This window comes from Mycolicibacterium aubagnense (assembly GCF_010730955.1).
GTDB lineage: Bacteria > Actinomycetota > Actinomycetes > Mycobacteriales > Mycobacteriaceae > Mycobacterium > Mycobacterium aubagnense.
The window spans coordinates 273,354-286,639 of the sequence record NZ_AP022577.1 but is presented as its reverse complement, the minus strand read 5'-3'; the positions used below and the strand labels follow the sequence as shown (position 1 = coordinate 286,639).

Annotated in this window: 13 protein-coding genes; 4 read left to right on the top strand and 9 right to left on the bottom strand. The window is 70.1% G+C overall.

All coding sequences use genetic code 11. From position 1 onward, the window contains the following. Positions 1-76 precede the first annotated feature (76 nt). From G6N59_RS01610 to G6N59_RS01585, 6 genes are all read right to left on the bottom strand, one after another. Complete coding sequence (locus tag G6N59_RS01610; RefSeq protein WP_138230540.1) at positions 77-319, bottom strand: hypothetical protein; 243 nt, start codon at positions 317-319, stop codon at positions 77-79. Positions 320-646: 327 nt separating this feature from the next. Beyond that, positions 647-1,630 (bottom strand): bifunctional diaminohydroxyphosphoribosylaminopyrimidine deaminase/5-amino-6-(5-phosphoribosylamino)uracil reductase RibD, encoded by a 984-nt coding sequence (gene ribD / locus G6N59_RS01605; RefSeq protein WP_138230719.1) that lies wholly within the window; start codon positions 1,628-1,630, stop codon positions 647-649. A gap of 35 nt (positions 1,631-1,665) precedes the next feature. Continuing rightward, positions 1,666-2,373, bottom strand: a complete 708-nt coding sequence (rpe, locus tag G6N59_RS01600) for a ribulose-phosphate 3-epimerase (RefSeq protein WP_138230539.1) — start codon at positions 2,371-2,373, stop codon at positions 1,666-1,668. A 5-nt stretch (positions 2,374-2,378) separates the two neighbouring features. Continuing rightward, positions 2,379-3,917, bottom strand: a complete 1,539-nt coding sequence (locus G6N59_RS01595; protein ID WP_138230538.1) for an RsmB/NOP family class I SAM-dependent RNA methyltransferase — start codon at positions 3,915-3,917, stop codon at positions 2,379-2,381. Beyond that, on the bottom strand, positions 3,914-4,840 hold the full coding sequence (gene fmt, locus G6N59_RS01590) for a methionyl-tRNA formyltransferase (protein ID WP_138230537.1): 927 nt from the start codon (positions 4,838-4,840) through the stop codon (positions 3,914-3,916). The genes G6N59_RS01595 and fmt overlap by 4 nt, the downstream gene beginning before the upstream one ends. 72 nt (positions 4,841-4,912) lie before the next feature. Further along, on the bottom strand, positions 4,913-5,410 hold the full coding sequence (locus tag G6N59_RS01585) for a cupin domain-containing protein (protein WP_138230536.1): 498 nt from the start codon (positions 5,408-5,410) through the stop codon (positions 4,913-4,915). Positions 5,411-5,481: 71 nt separating this feature from the next. Here G6N59_RS01585 and G6N59_RS01580 point away from each other — a divergent pair, with 71 nt between their 5' ends. After that, complete coding sequence (locus G6N59_RS01580) at positions 5,482-5,988, top strand: MarR family winged helix-turn-helix transcriptional regulator (RefSeq protein WP_234884224.1); 507 nt, start codon at positions 5,482-5,484, stop codon at positions 5,986-5,988. A 5-nt stretch (positions 5,989-5,993) separates the two neighbouring features. On the opposite strand, the gene G6N59_RS01575 is transcribed toward G6N59_RS01580, so the two are convergent. Together G6N59_RS01575 and G6N59_RS01570 are read right to left on the bottom strand one after the other, a co-directional pair. Continuing rightward, positions 5,994-7,940, bottom strand: coding sequence for a primosomal protein N' (locus G6N59_RS01575; protein WP_234884240.1), 1,947 nt, complete (start codon positions 7,938-7,940; stop codon positions 5,994-5,996). Between the two features lie 50 nt (positions 7,941-7,990). Then, positions 7,991-8,710: a lysoplasmalogenase gene (locus tag G6N59_RS01570; RefSeq protein ID WP_179970262.1), complete on the bottom strand. Its 720-nt coding sequence runs from the start codon at positions 8,708-8,710 to the stop codon at positions 7,991-7,993. On the opposite strand from G6N59_RS01570, the gene G6N59_RS01565 reads away from it, so the two are divergent. The 3 genes from G6N59_RS01565 (at position 8,709) to G6N59_RS01555 (ending at position 12,182) form a co-directional block, all read left to right on the top strand. After that, on the top strand, positions 8,709-9,632 hold the full coding sequence (locus tag G6N59_RS01565) for an alpha/beta hydrolase (protein WP_138230533.1): 924 nt from the start codon (positions 8,709-8,711) through the stop codon (positions 9,630-9,632). The two genes, G6N59_RS01570 and G6N59_RS01565, sit on opposite strands and share 2 nt — an antisense overlap. 3 nt (positions 9,633-9,635) lie before the next feature. Continuing rightward, a complete protein-coding gene (locus G6N59_RS01560) occupies positions 9,636-10,622 on the top strand; it encodes an alpha/beta hydrolase (RefSeq protein ID WP_170212397.1) in 987 nt (328 codons plus the stop codon). A gap of 81 nt (positions 10,623-10,703) precedes the next feature. Next, a complete protein-coding gene (locus tag G6N59_RS01555) occupies positions 10,704-12,182 on the top strand; it encodes a flavin-containing monooxygenase (RefSeq protein WP_138230532.1) in 1,479 nt (492 codons plus the stop codon). 18 nt (positions 12,183-12,200) lie between these two features. Here the strand turns inward: G6N59_RS01555 and G6N59_RS30965 are convergent, their stop codons facing one another. Continuing rightward, complete coding sequence (locus tag G6N59_RS30965) at positions 12,201-13,250, bottom strand: dihydroxyacetone kinase subunit DhaK (RefSeq protein WP_234884239.1); 1,050 nt, start codon at positions 13,248-13,250, stop codon at positions 12,201-12,203. Positions 13,251-13,286 lie beyond the last annotated feature (36 nt).

Sequence of the window (13,286 nt, the reverse complement as noted above, 5' to 3'; positions counted from 1 at the left end):
AGTCGATCGACTCTGCGGCTCCGTTGTTTCGTCAGCGTTGTTTCGTCAACGGGCCCGCGCGCTCATGTGCGCCGGTTCAGCACCGCTCCAGGCCCGGGCGCATCAGCACCACGTTGTCCGGGATGTATGCCGGGGTCGGCGCCGGCGCAGGCTCCGAGTGGAACCCGTTCGTGTGTGCCGCCAGGCGTACCAGCGCCCCATCCACGGCGTCGTCGAAGTCCTCGACCACACTCAGGACCGCCCGCAGGGGCCGGAACACCATGTCTTTGATGCCATCTTCAACCGGACGGAAGCTGAGCCAGTCCTGCAGTGCAGTCATGCTCGTATCCTTTGCTCGTGTTCACCTTCGCTCTAACGACATCGGTGAGCGCGATATTTCGGCCGGATCCAGGTGACCCGGTCTGTGCCCCTAATTTTACGGCTGCGACATCCCGGCCTCCTGCGCCAATGTCGAGGCGTTGATCTCGAACTGGTAACGATTAGCAAAACTAAAGATGGGTGGCGGTGAGGCCAATCACATTGCGCGCCACGGTGAATCGCACGTCTCAGGCTCGTGCGGGAATCAATTCGGGTGATTCAGCACGGCTTGTCACCCCTCAGACCGCCGCGGGCGGCGCAAAAAGTTCGCTGGAACGCGCCCGAGCAATCAGTTCGGCACCAGGCTGAGGCGCACGTCGGCACCGACCGTGGCAACCCCGTCGAAACGCCAGCGGCGGGCCTGCGAGATGGTCGGCACGCCGACATCGTCGATCGCCGTGATCGGTCCGCCCAGCAGCATCGGCGCCAGATACGCGAGAATCCGGTCCACCAACCCGGCCCGGACGAACGCCCCGGCGAGCGTCGGGCCGCCCTCGAGGATCACGTCGGTCCGGTCCGACAGCGCCTGGAGCACCTCCAACGGGTCGTGCGTCCGGATCACCATGGTGCGCGAATCGTCGTTGAGCACGTTCGACTCGGACGAGATCTCACGTTCCCCGACCACCACCCGGAGCGGCTGACGCGCCGCCAGGGTGCCGTCGGGCAGGCGGGCGGTCAGCGACGGGTCGTCGGCCAGCACAGTGCCGGTTCCGACGACGATGGCGTCGGCCACCCCGCGGTGCCGGTGCACGTCGGCCCGGGCGGCCGGGCCGGTGATCCACTGGCTCGTGCCGTCGGCCGCGGCACTGCGGCCATCGACGCTGGCCGCGAATTTCCACGTCACATGAGGCCGGCCGGTGCGCTGGCGGTGCAGCCACTCCCGCAGCGGCCCGCCGCACACCTCGTCGGCGAGGACGCCCGAGGACACGGTCACACCGGCATCGATCAGTCGCTGAGCACCGCCCGCGGCCACCGGATTCGGGTCGGTCACGGCGAACACCACCGCCGCCACCCCGGCGTCCAGCAGCGCATCGACGCAGGGGCCGGTGCGGCCCTGGTGATTGCACGGCTCGAGCGTCACCACGGCGGTGCCGCCCGCAGCACGGGTCCCGGCCCGCCGCAGCGCCATCACTTCGGCGTGCGCCTCCCCCGCCGGCTGGGTCCCGCCGACGCCGGCCACGTCGCCGTCGCGGTCCAGGATTACCGCGCCGACCGGCGGGTTCGGGTAGGTGGTGCCTTTGACCGCGTCGGCCTGGCCGATGGCCATCCGCATCGCGTCGAGCACCGCGGCGTCGAGCGCCTCGGGCGTCACAGCACCAAGTGCGGTGAGGCAGCCGCGGCCTGGCGCCGCAGGGCCGCCACCGCGGCACCCGGATCGGCTGTGTTGTAGACCGCAGAACCCGCGACGAAGCAGTCGACGCCGGCCGCGGCGGCCGCCTCGATGGTCTCGTCGTTGATGCCGCCGTCGATCTCGACGACCAGGGTCAGCTCACCGGCATCGACGAGGTTACGGACCAGGGCCACTTTCGGCAGCACCTCGGCGATGAATTTCTGGCCGCCGAAGCCGGGCTCCACCGACATCACCAGCAAGGTGTCGAAGTCCCGCAGGATTTCCAGGTACGGCTCGATCGGGGTGCCGGGCTTGACGGACAGGCCCGCCTTGGCACCGGCCGCGCGGATGTCGCGGGCGACGGAGATCGGGTCGTCGGTCGCCTCAGCGTGGAACGTCACGTTGTAGGCACCGGCCTCGGCGTACGACGGGGCCCAGCGCTTCGGGTCGTCGATCATCAGATGGCAGTCCATCGGGATGTCGGTGACCTTCAACAGGCTCTCGACGACCGGCAGGCCCAGCGTCAGGTTCGGGACGAAATGGTTGTCCATGACGTCGACATGCAGCCAGTCGGCGCCCGCGACCGCCGCGGTCTCGTCGGCGAGCCGGGCGAAGTCGGCCGAAAGGATGGACGGGGCGATCAGTGGGGCATGGGCGAGCGGAGCGACGGGAGATGGACCTGCCATGGCGGTCAGACTACTTTGAGCGCGGCCGCGAACATTGCATCGGTGCCATGCCGATGTGGCCATAACTGCACAGATGGTCCGGGCCCGAGCCGGTCCGCCGGAGCGAACAATGGCCGGGCATCGATGGCCTCGACAGGCTGGCGGCGCAGGGCGTCGGCAATCACGCCGATCGTCTCGGCCAGGTGCGGCGAGCAGGTCGCGTACAGCACCACACCGCCGGGCCGGGTGAGTTTGATTGCCGCAGCGAGCAATTCACGCTGCAGCCGGGCCAGCCCCGGCACGTCCGAGGGCTGCCGGCGCCACCGCGCCTCGGGCCGACGGCGCAAAGCGCCCAGACCAGTGCAGGGCGCGTCGACCAGGACCCGGTCGAAGGATCCCGGCTCCAGACCCGATTCGCGGCCGTCGACCCGCAGCACCTCGACACCCATGCCGGAGGTGTTGCGTTCGACCAGATCCGCCCGGTGCTCCGTCGGTTCGACAGCAGTGACCTCGGCGCCGCACTGGGCCGCGATGGCGGCCAGCATCGCGGTCTTGCCGCCCGGCCCCGAACACAGGTCCAGCCACCGGGTGTCGTTGCCCTCCAGCGGCGCCTCGGTCAGGGCGCGGGCCACCAGTTGGCTGCCCTCGTCCTGCACCTGGGCCATCCCGTCACGGATCGGGTCCAGCTGGCCGGGGTCGCCGCCGGGCAGGTACACCGCGTACGGCGAGTACCGGCCGACGTCGCCGCCGACCGCCGCGGCCAACTCGTCGGCGCTGATCACGCCGGGCCGGGCCGCCAGGTGCACGACGGGGCGTTCGTCGTCGCTGGTGAGCATCGCGTCCAGCTCCCCCGCGTCGGCTCCGAGCGCGTCCGCGAAGGCCTGGGCCACCCAGCGCGGGTGGGCGTGGGTGAAGGCGGTGTGGCCGATCGGGTCGGCAGCGGCCGACGGCGCAAGTTCGGCCACCCAGGCGGCCTCATCCTTGCCCGCGATGGTGCGCAGCACGCCGTTGACGAAACCTGCACGCACCGAATCGAATTCGATGCCGGCCTGTTCGACGGTGGTATCCACGGCCGCATGGGCGTCGACCCGGGTGCGGAGCAACTGGTAGGCGCCGAGCCGCAGTAGGTCCAGCAGGACCGGGTCGATCCGGTCGGTGGGCCGGCCGGCGGCACTCTCGATCACCGCGTCGAGCAGTCCGACGCAGCGGCAGGTGCCGTAGGTCAGCTCGGTGGCGAAGGCCGCGTCGCGGCCCGTGATGTCACGCTCGCGCAGGATCGCCGGCAGCGCCAGGTTGGCGTAGGCGTCGCGCTCGGACACCGCGCGCAGGACATCGAATGCCGCCTGGCGGGCCGGGTCGAGCGGCTTGCGGCGCGGGCCGCGGGGGGCCCGACGTTCGGTGTCCGCCGGCCGGGGCTGCGACCGGCCCGGCTGCCGGTCCTGACGATCCCGGCCGCCTGCGCGAGCCTGGTTGTTCGGGCGGCCCTGCCGTGCCCGATCGCCGCCGCTCTTGCCGCGGTCGCGTCCTTCGCGCCCAGCGCTGTTCTGTTCCGACGGACCTTTCACCGGGCCACCACACCTTCATCCAGCCGGGCGCCGCGCGCCCAGTCCGCCGCATTCATCAATTTCTTCCCCGGCGGCTGCACCATGCCCAGCCGCACCGGAGCGCTCCCGGTGCCGATCAGCACGCCGGCCTTCTCCGCGCGAATTGCACCGGGCGCCAACGGTTCTGCCTCGACCGGAACCACCGGGCCGAGTTTCACCCGCAGGTCGCCGATCTCGGTCCAGGCCCCCGGGTTGGGCGTGACCGCGCGGATGCGGCGGTCGACGACGTGCGCGGGCAGGTCCCACCGCACCCGCGCGTCCTCGACGGTGACCTTGGGGGCAATCGTCACACCATCGGTGGGCTGCGGCACCGCGGTCAGTGCGCCGTCCTCGACACCGTCGAGTGTCGTCTCGAGGAGACCGGCGCCGGCGTCGGCCAAGCGGGCCAGCAGGTCACCTGCGGTGTCGATGGGCCGCACCGCCTCGGTCAGCACGCCGTACACCGGGCCGGAGTCCAGGGCACGTTCGATCTGGAAGGTCGTGGCGCCCGTCACCTCATCGCCCGCGGCGATGGCGGCGTGCACCGGGGCGGCGCCGCGCCAGGCCGGCAGCACCGAGAAGTGCAGGTTGATCCAGCCCAGCCGCGGCACGGCCAGCAGTTCGTCACGCAGCAGGGCACCGTAGGCGACGACGGCGCAGCAGTCCGGTGCCAACTCGGCGAGTTCTGCGACGAACTCCGGCTCGTTGGGTTTGGCCGGCCGCAGCACCGGAATACCTTCGGCCAGAGCAAGTTCCGCCACCGGGGACGGCGCCGGCTTGCCACGCCGACCGGAGGCCGCGTCGGGTCGGGTCAGCACCGCGACCACCTCATGGCGGGGCGACGCGATGAGCCGACGCAACGACGGCAGCGCGGGTTCCGGTGTCCCGGCGAATATTATGCGCACGAGGTACCAGGCTAGCCAACGAACGCGGCCTCGCGGTCCACGGTCCGAGCTGACCGGGCGCCGAACGTGGGTTCAGGCGCGGTTGGCCTCACGTTCTGCCCACCACCGCGGGGCGTCGATGAAGTGGTTGTCATAGTCCGCCTGGGCGGCGTCGATATCGGCCGGCGCAGCCTCGCCGCCCGCGAGGCGCTCGAGGAATCGGAAGTAGCCGTGGCGTTCCACGCCGGGCATGAGGGCGATGAGAATGCGGGCCGGCATCCCGGGGGCGGCGCCGAACGCATGCGGCATGAACTTGGGGACGACCATGGCCCCACCGGCGGAGACGGTCACGATCTCGTCCCCTGCCATGACCTGGAGTTCACCGTCAGCCACGTAGAACAGCTCGTCGGAGAGGGTGTGATAGTGCGGCATCGCGCCGTCCGCGCCGCGCGTCATGGTCACCTCGACAGTGCTGACCGTCCCGCCTGCCTCGTTGGAGTCGATGAGCAGCCGCACGGAGGTGGAAGGGCCGCCAATGATCTCGGCATCTTCAGGCCGGCGGATGGCGGCGGGGCGGAAGTCGGTGGTCATGCGCGCTCCAGATAATTCGGTAGTTGATAATTCGCTATCAAATTATATTGCATCGAATAACATGTGCTCCTGTGGGCGCGAAGAAGACGGATGCGGTGGACGTGATCCAGGAGCAGTGGCGGCGAGAACGGCCGGACCTCGACGGTACGGCCATGGCCATCCTCGGGCGGCTGGGCCGGCTCGCGGCAGCGGCGAGTGACCGAATCGAATCGGTATTCGCGGCACACGGATTGCAGCGCGGCGAGTTCGATGTCCTTGCGACACTGCGACGTTCAGGGCAGCCTTACGAGCTCAACCCCTCCGGCCTCGCCGACACTCTGATGATGTCGCGAGCCGGAATGACCAGCCGCCTGGACCGGCTGGAAAAAGCCGGACTGGTGCAGCGGGTCGCGGACGAGGACGACCGGCGCGCTATCCGGGTCGCGCTCACCAACCGAGGTCTGCATCTCGTCGACATCGCCGTGACCGAGCACTTCGAGAACGAAACCAGCATCCTGTCCGTGCTTTCAGATCGGGACCGCCACGAGTTCGACCGCATCGCGCGGCTGCTTCTGACCGGTCTCGAAGACGTCGACTGACCCACTCACCCAATATGCAGCGGGTCGATCTGCACCCGCACCGGCTCGTGATCGTGCCGGGCACTGAGCACACCGCTGGCCCGGCGCAGCGCTGCCGCCACCACCAACCCACGGTCGCGCGGCACCCGCACCAGCATCCGGTGCACCGGCGCCCCGGGGTCGAGCCCGGGTGGTCGGCGCGCGCCGAACGGCAGGTCGACCGGGCCCAGCACCTCGGCGTCGGGCGGCAGTTCGGCGGCGTGCAACAGCGCATCCGCCGCCTCGGGGATGCCGTCAACGGCCGCGAGATGCACCGCGGGCGGTAGTCCGACCTCGATGCGGCCGTCGAGCTCGGAATCGGCGTGCCCGACCGGGTCCCAGCGCACCAGCGCCTGCACCGTCGGGATCGACGATTCGGCCACCACCGCGACGGTGCCGCCGGAGGCTCGGTCGACCACCATGGCCGACGCCGACATCCACCGGCGCAGCGTGTCCTCGGCGGCGCGCAGATCCTGGCGGCCCAACAACGCCCACCCGTCCAGCAACAGTGCCGCGCCGTAGCCACCGTCGGCGCGTGGTTCGGCGCCCGGGGTCGCCACCACGACCGCGGGGCGGGCGGGTACGTCGGTCACCACGGCGTCGCCACCGGAGGTGACCACCGGGACGCCCGGAAAGGCGCGGCCCAGCTCCTCCGCGGTCCGCCGGGCACCGACCACCACAGCACGCACGGCATCCGAGCCGCACCGGCCACAGCGCAGCACGCTGTCCTGGCGGCCACACCAGCGGCAGACGGCGCCGACGGTGTCCCGGTCGGGCAGCGACAGCGGGCCCGTGCAGTGCCGGCACCGGGCAATGGTCCGGCATTTGCCGCACGCCAGCGCGGGAACGTAGCCGCGGCGCGGCACTTGCACCAGTACCGGCCGCCCGGCACTCAGCGCCGCCCGCGCGGCCCCCAGCGCCATCGACGGCAGCCGCGCGGTGCGGGCGGCGGCGTCCCGTTCGTGCGTGTGGGCGTCGTCATCGAGTGCGACGACCCTAGGCGCCCTCGCGCGTACGACGGAGCGGCCGGCCACCAGGTCGTGCGCCCACTTGCTGCGCACCAGCGCCTGTGCCTCCGCGGTACGCGAGAAGCCGCCGATGACTGCGCCGCAACGTAATTGGTGCGCCCGCAGCATCGCGACCTCACGAGCGTGCGGATAGGGCGCGCGGGGTTCTGCGAGCGAGTCGTCGCCGTCATCCCACACGACGATCAATCCGAGGTCGGCGACCGGGGCGAACACCGCACTGCGGGTGCCGATCACCAGCCGCGCCGCCCCGCGCAGCACCGACAGCCACCGCCGATAGCGCTGCGACGGCCCGAGACCCGCGGACAGCGCGACCACCCGGGACTCGTCGACGAGCGTCAGGGCCGCGGCGTGGACGGCGTCGACGTCGCGCTGGTCGGGGACGATCAGCAGCGCACTCCGGCCGGTGTTGACGACGACGGCCGCGGCCTCACACAGCCGCGTGGCCCAGTCCTCCCCCGGCAGTGCCTGCCACACGGCGCGGGCCGCCCGGCCCTCGCCGAGCGCCTCGAGGAACTGCGCACCGCGGCCGTAGTGCGCCCAGGCGCCGGCGTCGACCTCGTGCGGGGTGAACGGCGGGAGTTCCGGCGGCGCCTGTTTCTCGACGGTGGCGTGCCGGGGCGGAATGGCCAGCCGCAGCACGTCGGGACGGCTGCCCGCGTACCGGGCGGCAACCGCTTCGGCGAGGCGCTGCACTTCCGGGGTCAGCACCCGCTCCGCAGACACCACGCGGTCCAGCCAGCCGAGTTTGCCGGAATGGTCGGTGTCCGAACGTCTTTCGAGAATGAAGCCGTCGACCAGCCGGCCGTTGAACCGGACCTTCGCCCGGACACCCGGCTGGGCGTCGTCAGACAGGTCGGCGGGCACCAGGTAGTCGAACTCGCGGTCCAGGTGCGGCACCGACAGCATCGGCAGCACCCGGGCCACGGGCTCGTGTTCGGCCTGCGCCCTGGTGACGGTCACGCAGCCGGTGTAGCAGACGCGGCCGACACCGTCCGGCCGGCGAAGAACCCGGCGGTGATCAGGAGCAACGACGCGGCATAGGCCCACCAGATCGGGACCGCCAGCGCCTCGTTACCGAGGACGAACTTGCTGATCCCGATCATGCCGTCGGACACTGCGAAACACAGTGCGCCGAGCGCGGTCCACCGGGTCGGCAGGTCGGCGAACAGCGCGGTGCACACCATGGCCACGAGGACCGCCATGTACACGGTGACGGGGATGGTCATCTGCTGCGCGACCAGGCTCGGCCAGAACCAGACGATCAGCCCGATGCAGACCACCACCAAGGCCCCGGCACCGGCGGTGGCGGCCGGGGTACGCCGGGCGAGCGGTAGCAGGGCGGCCAGGAAACATAGATGTGCGATCAGGAACGAGCCGAGCCCGAACACGAATCCCAGCGGCCACCCGGGGATCGCCAGCAGGAAGTCACCGCCTGCCGAGAACACGAGTGCGGCGACCAGCCAGCGGCGTTCGCGCACGATGGTGTGTCCGGCCGCGGCCACGGCCAGCAGCAGTGCGGGCAATGCCTTGATCTCGGGCTGCAGGGCGAACTGGCCGGTCAGGTCGGCGCCCGAGGGCAACCGCAGCGCCGTCACGATGAGGAAGACGCCGTAGCCCGCGGCGACCACGGCGGCCCCCACCCACAGCCGCCGGCGCGGTGCGTACGGTGAACTCATGTCGGACACTGTGCGTCCCCCGCTCGATCCCATTCTGGAAAAGGTACTGGAAGCAGTTCCGTTCCAATTGACCATGGACGGCGGTGCCGAAGCCGCCCGTGCGCGGTTCCGAGAGCTGCCCCGCAAGGCCGTGTTCCCGGAGGTCCGCGCCGAGGACCGCACCGTCGAAGACGTGCCGGTCCGGATCTACTGGCCTGCGGACGTCGAACCATCGGCACCGGTGGTGCTGTTCTTCCACGGCGGCGGCTGGGTGGTCGGCGATCTCGACACCTACGACGGCACCGCCCGGTTGCATGCCGCCGGGACCGGCGCCGTCGTGGTATCGGTGGATTACCGACTGGCCCCCGAGCATCCCTTCCCCGCCGCGGTGGACGACGTCTGGGCCGTCACGCAGTGGGTGGCCGACCACGCCGGAGAGATCGGTGGTGACCCGAATCGTCTTGCCGTCGCCGGTGATTCGGCCGGCGGCAACCTCGCCGCCGTGGTCGCCCAGCTGGCCCGCGACGCCGGTATCCCCCTGCGCGCCCAGCTGCTGTGGTACCCGGCAACGACCTGGGACACGACGCTGCCGTCGTTCACCGAGAACGCCGACGCACCGGTCCTGGGTCGCGACGCCGTCGGCGGTTTCTCGCTGCTCTATGCCACGGGTGTCGACCTACGAAACCCACCGGCCGCCCTGGTGCCGGCGCGCGCCGAGTCCCTGGCCGGGCTGGCACCGGCGTACATCGCCGTCGCCGGGCACGACCCGCTGCGCGACGACGGCATCCGGTACGGCGAGATGCTCACCGCAGCAGGGGTTTCCGCCGAGGTGCACAATGCCGAGACCTTGGTGCACGGCTACCTGGGCTATCACGGTGTGGTGCCGGCGACGACGGCGGCGGCCGACCGCGCCATCGCCGCGCTCCGGGTCGCGTTAGCCTGAGGCATGACCCTGGATGAGCCCGACGCTGTGACGTCCGCAGAACGCCCTGGTATCGACCCGATCCTCAAAGCCCTCCTGGACGCGGTGCCGCTGGAGTTCACCATCGACGACGGCGTCGAGGTGGCCCGGGCCAAGATCGCCGCGGTGCGGCCGCCCGCCGCGATGCTGCCGGACCTGCGGATCGAGAACCGCATCCTCGATTGCGGTGACGCGGGCCAGATTCCGGCCCGCATCTATTGGCCGCCCATCGACGGGGAGACGCGCCCGCTGCCGGTGGTGGTCTTCTACCACGGCGGCGGCTGGGCCATCGGCGATCTGGATTCGCACGACCATGTGGCCCGGGCCCACGCCGTCGGCGCCCGCGCCATCGTGGTGTCGGTCGACTATCGCCTGGCGCCCGAGCATCCGTTCCCGGCCGGCATCGAAGATTCCTGGGCCGCGCTGCAGTGGGTCGGCGCGCACGCTGCTGAACTCGGTGGTGACCCGACGCGCCTGGCGGTGGCCGGCGACTCGGCCGGCGGCAACATCTCTGCCGTGATGGCGCAGCGGGCGCGCGACACCGCGGGCCCGGCCCTGGCGTTCCAGCTGCTCTGGTACCCGGCGACCACAGGTGACGTCACACTGCCGTCGTTCACCGAGAACGCCGATGCCCCCATGCTGAACAGCAACGTGACCGCGGCCTTCCTGTCGTGGTACCTGCCCGGCATGGACATCAGCGATGCCTCGACGCTGCCGACCGAGCTGGCCCCGGCGAATGCCGAGTCGCTGGCCGGCCTGCCGCCGGCATACATCGGTACCGCCGAGCACGACCCGCTGCGCGACGACGGCGCGCACTACGCCAAACTGCTTGCCGCCGCCGGAGTTCCGGTCGAGTTGAGCAACGAACCGACCATGGTGCACGGCTTCGTCAGCCTCGCTCTGGCCTCGCCGGTGGCCACCGAGGCCACCAACCGCGGCCTGGCGGCCCTGAAGGCTGCCCTCTACGCGTAGTTCTCTCCCAGCAGAGGCGAAACGGTCGGTTTTGCGGCAAAAACGACCGCATTACGTCTGCTCGCGGAAAGATGACGACACATGACAACGCCTGATGTCCAGACCGTTATCGTCGGCGCCGGCTTCTCCGGGATCGGAGCCGGCATCCTGTTGGACCGGGCCGGGCTCGGTGACTACCAAATCCTCGAAGCCGGCTCCGGACCCGGCGGAACCTGGTTCTGGAACACCTATCCCGGTGTCGCCGTGGATATCCCGTCGTTCTCCTACCAGTTCTCGTTCGAACAGAGTGCGGACTGGTCCCGCACCTACGCCAAGGGCCACGAACTCAAGGCCTACGCGGAACACTGCGTCGACAAGTACGGGTTGCGGGACCGGATCCGCTTCGGCACCCACGTCACCGGCGCCGCGTACGACGACGATGCCGACCTGTGGCGCGTGCAGACCGATTCCGGCACCGTCACCGCGCGGTTCCTGATCAACGGCAGCGGCGTGCTGACGGTGCCCAAGCCACCGGACATCGAGGGCGTCGCCGATTTCGCGGGCATCACGATGCACACCGCGCGCTGGGACAGCAGCATCGACCTGAGTGGCAAGCGGGTCGCGATCATCGGCACCGGCGCCTCGGCGGTGCAGGTCATCCCGGAGATCGCGCCGATCGTGGACCACCTCACCGTGTTTCAGCGCACGCCCATCTGGTGCTTCCCCAAACTGGACCTGCCCCTGCCGGCCGCGGCCCGCTGGGCCATGCGCATCCCCGGCGGCAAAACGCTGCAGCGGCTGGCCAGCCAGGCCTACGTCGAGCTCACGTTCCCGCTGTCGGCGCAGTACTACAGCGTGTTCCCGTTGGCCGACGGCGCGGCCCGCATGGGCCGGTCGTTCCTGCGCCGTGAGGTGCATGATCCCGTCATCCGCGACAAGCTCACCCCGCGCTACGCGGTCGGTTGCAAACGCCCGGGCTTCCACAACACCTACCTGGCGACGTACAACCGCGAAAATGTCAGTCTGGTAACCGAATCCATCGAACGGATCACCCCGGCCGGGGTACGCACCGCCGACGGGCAAGAGCACGAGGTCGACGTGCTGATCCTGGCCACCGGGTTCAAGGTGATGGACGTCGACAGCGTGCCGACGTTTCCCGTCACCGGGGCCGGCGGCCACACCCTCGGCGAGTTCTGGGAGACGCAGCGACTGCAGGCGTACGAAGGCGTCAGCATCCCCGGCTTCCCGAACTTCTTCACCGTCATGGGCCCGTACGGCTACGTGGGCTCGTCCTACTTCGCCCTGATCGAAGCCCAGGTCCACCACATCGTGCGGTGTCTGCAGCGCGCGGAAAGGGTTGGCGCCCAACGGATCGAAGTCTCGCAGGAGGCCAACGACCGCTACTTCGCCGAGATGCTCCGCAAACGTCACCGCCAGGTGTTCTGGCAGGACAGCTGCCAGAGCGCCAACAGCTACTACTTCGACAAGAACGGCGATGTGCCACTACGGCCGGCCACCACGGTGGAGGCCTACGTCCGCAGCCGCCGGTTCGACCTCGAAGACTACGAGTTCAGCGCGTGAGTGTGGGCGCGGACGGCACTAGCAGCCCCAACGTAATGCGGCAGTGTGCACGGGCGCGTCCCACAGCGTGGCCAACTGATCATCGAAAGCCACGAGAGTGAACGACGCACCGGCCATGTCCAGGCTGGTCACGTAATTGCCGACCAGATTTCGCTCGATGCTGATGTGCCGGCGCGCGAGCTCGTCGGCAAGGTCGTTGAACAGGATGTACAGCTCCATCAGTGGAGTGCCGCCCATCCCGTTGACCAACGCGGCCACGCGACTGCCGGCACCGAGTTCCAGACTGGCGACCAGGATGTCGGCGGCCTCGGCAACCAGGTCCGCGGCCGGGCGCACAACATCGCTACGCCTGCCCTGCTCACCATGAATTCCGACACCCACCTCGATCTCGTCGGCACCGAGAGTCAGGATCGGACCCGCCCCCGGCGGTGAACACGATGTCAGTGCGAACCCGAAACTGGCACTGCGCCGCACGACATCGGCAGCCGCTGAGCGTACGTGTTCCAACGTGCCGCCGGCCCCGGCGACCGCGCCGGCGATCTTGTGGACGAAGAGCGTTGCCCCGGTGCCACGCTTACCGACGGTGTGCGCGGAGTCATTGACCGCGACGTCGTCGTCGACCAACACGCTCGCCACGTCGATCCCCTCGGCCTGAGCGGCTTCGGCCGCAAGCCGGAAGTTGAGCACATCACCGGTGTAGTTCTTCACGATGTGCAGGACGCCCCCGCCCGCGGCAGCGGCCCGAGTGGCAGCCAGAATCTGATCGACGCTCGGCGACGCAAACACCGCACCCGGCGCCGCGGCCGTCAGCATCCCCGGCCCGACGAATCCGGCATGGAGCGGCTCGTGACCCGAACCGCCGCCGGACACCAACCCGACCTGTCCGGCGGGTAACGGTGTCGCGCGGACGATGATCTGCTCGACGTCATCCCATCGAACGAGCTCCGGCACCGAGCGAGCGAAGCCTGCCAGGCTGTCGAGGGCGGCATGGACGGGATCGTTGAGGAACTTCTTCGTCGACGAGGCGGCATCAGCGGTGTCGACCGGCTGGGTCGTCTGGGGCTGCAGGTCGCTGAGGTCCGGCGCCTCGACCCCGGCCCCGGC

What these genes read in the sequence shown, in the direction of transcription:
- G6N59_RS01610 (WP_138230540.1), bottom strand. Translation starts at nt 319, where the DNA reads ATGACTGCACTGCAGGACTGGCTCAGCTTCCGTCCGGTTGAAGATGGC.
- ribD (WP_138230719.1), bottom strand. Translation starts at nt 1,630, where the DNA reads ATGCGGATGGCCATCGGCCAGGCCGACGCGGTCAAAGGCACCACCTAC.
- rpe (WP_138230539.1), bottom strand. Translation starts at nt 2,373, where the DNA reads ATGGCAGGTCCATCTCCCGTCGCTCCGCTCGCCCATGCCCCACTGATC.
- G6N59_RS01585 (WP_138230536.1), bottom strand. Translation starts at nt 5,410, where the DNA reads ATGACCACCGACTTCCGCCCCGCCGCCATCCGCCGGCCTGAAGATGCC.
- G6N59_RS01575 (WP_234884240.1), bottom strand. Translation starts at nt 7,940, where the DNA reads ATGCTGTCGGTGCCGCACCTGGACCGCGAGTTCGACTACCTGGTGCCC.
- G6N59_RS01565 (WP_138230533.1), top strand. Translation starts at nt 8,709, where the DNA reads ATGTCGGACACTGTGCGTCCCCCGCTCGATCCCATTCTGGAAAAGGTA.
- G6N59_RS01570 (WP_179970262.1), bottom strand. Translation starts at nt 8,710, where the DNA reads ATGAGTTCACCGTACGCACCGCGCCGGCGGCTGTGGGTGGGGGCCGCC.
- G6N59_RS01560 (WP_170212397.1), top strand. Translation starts at nt 9,636, where the DNA reads ATGACCCTGGATGAGCCCGACGCTGTGACGTCCGCAGAACGCCCTGGT.
- G6N59_RS01555 (WP_138230532.1), top strand. Translation starts at nt 10,704, where the DNA reads ATGACAACGCCTGATGTCCAGACCGTTATCGTCGGCGCCGGCTTCTCC.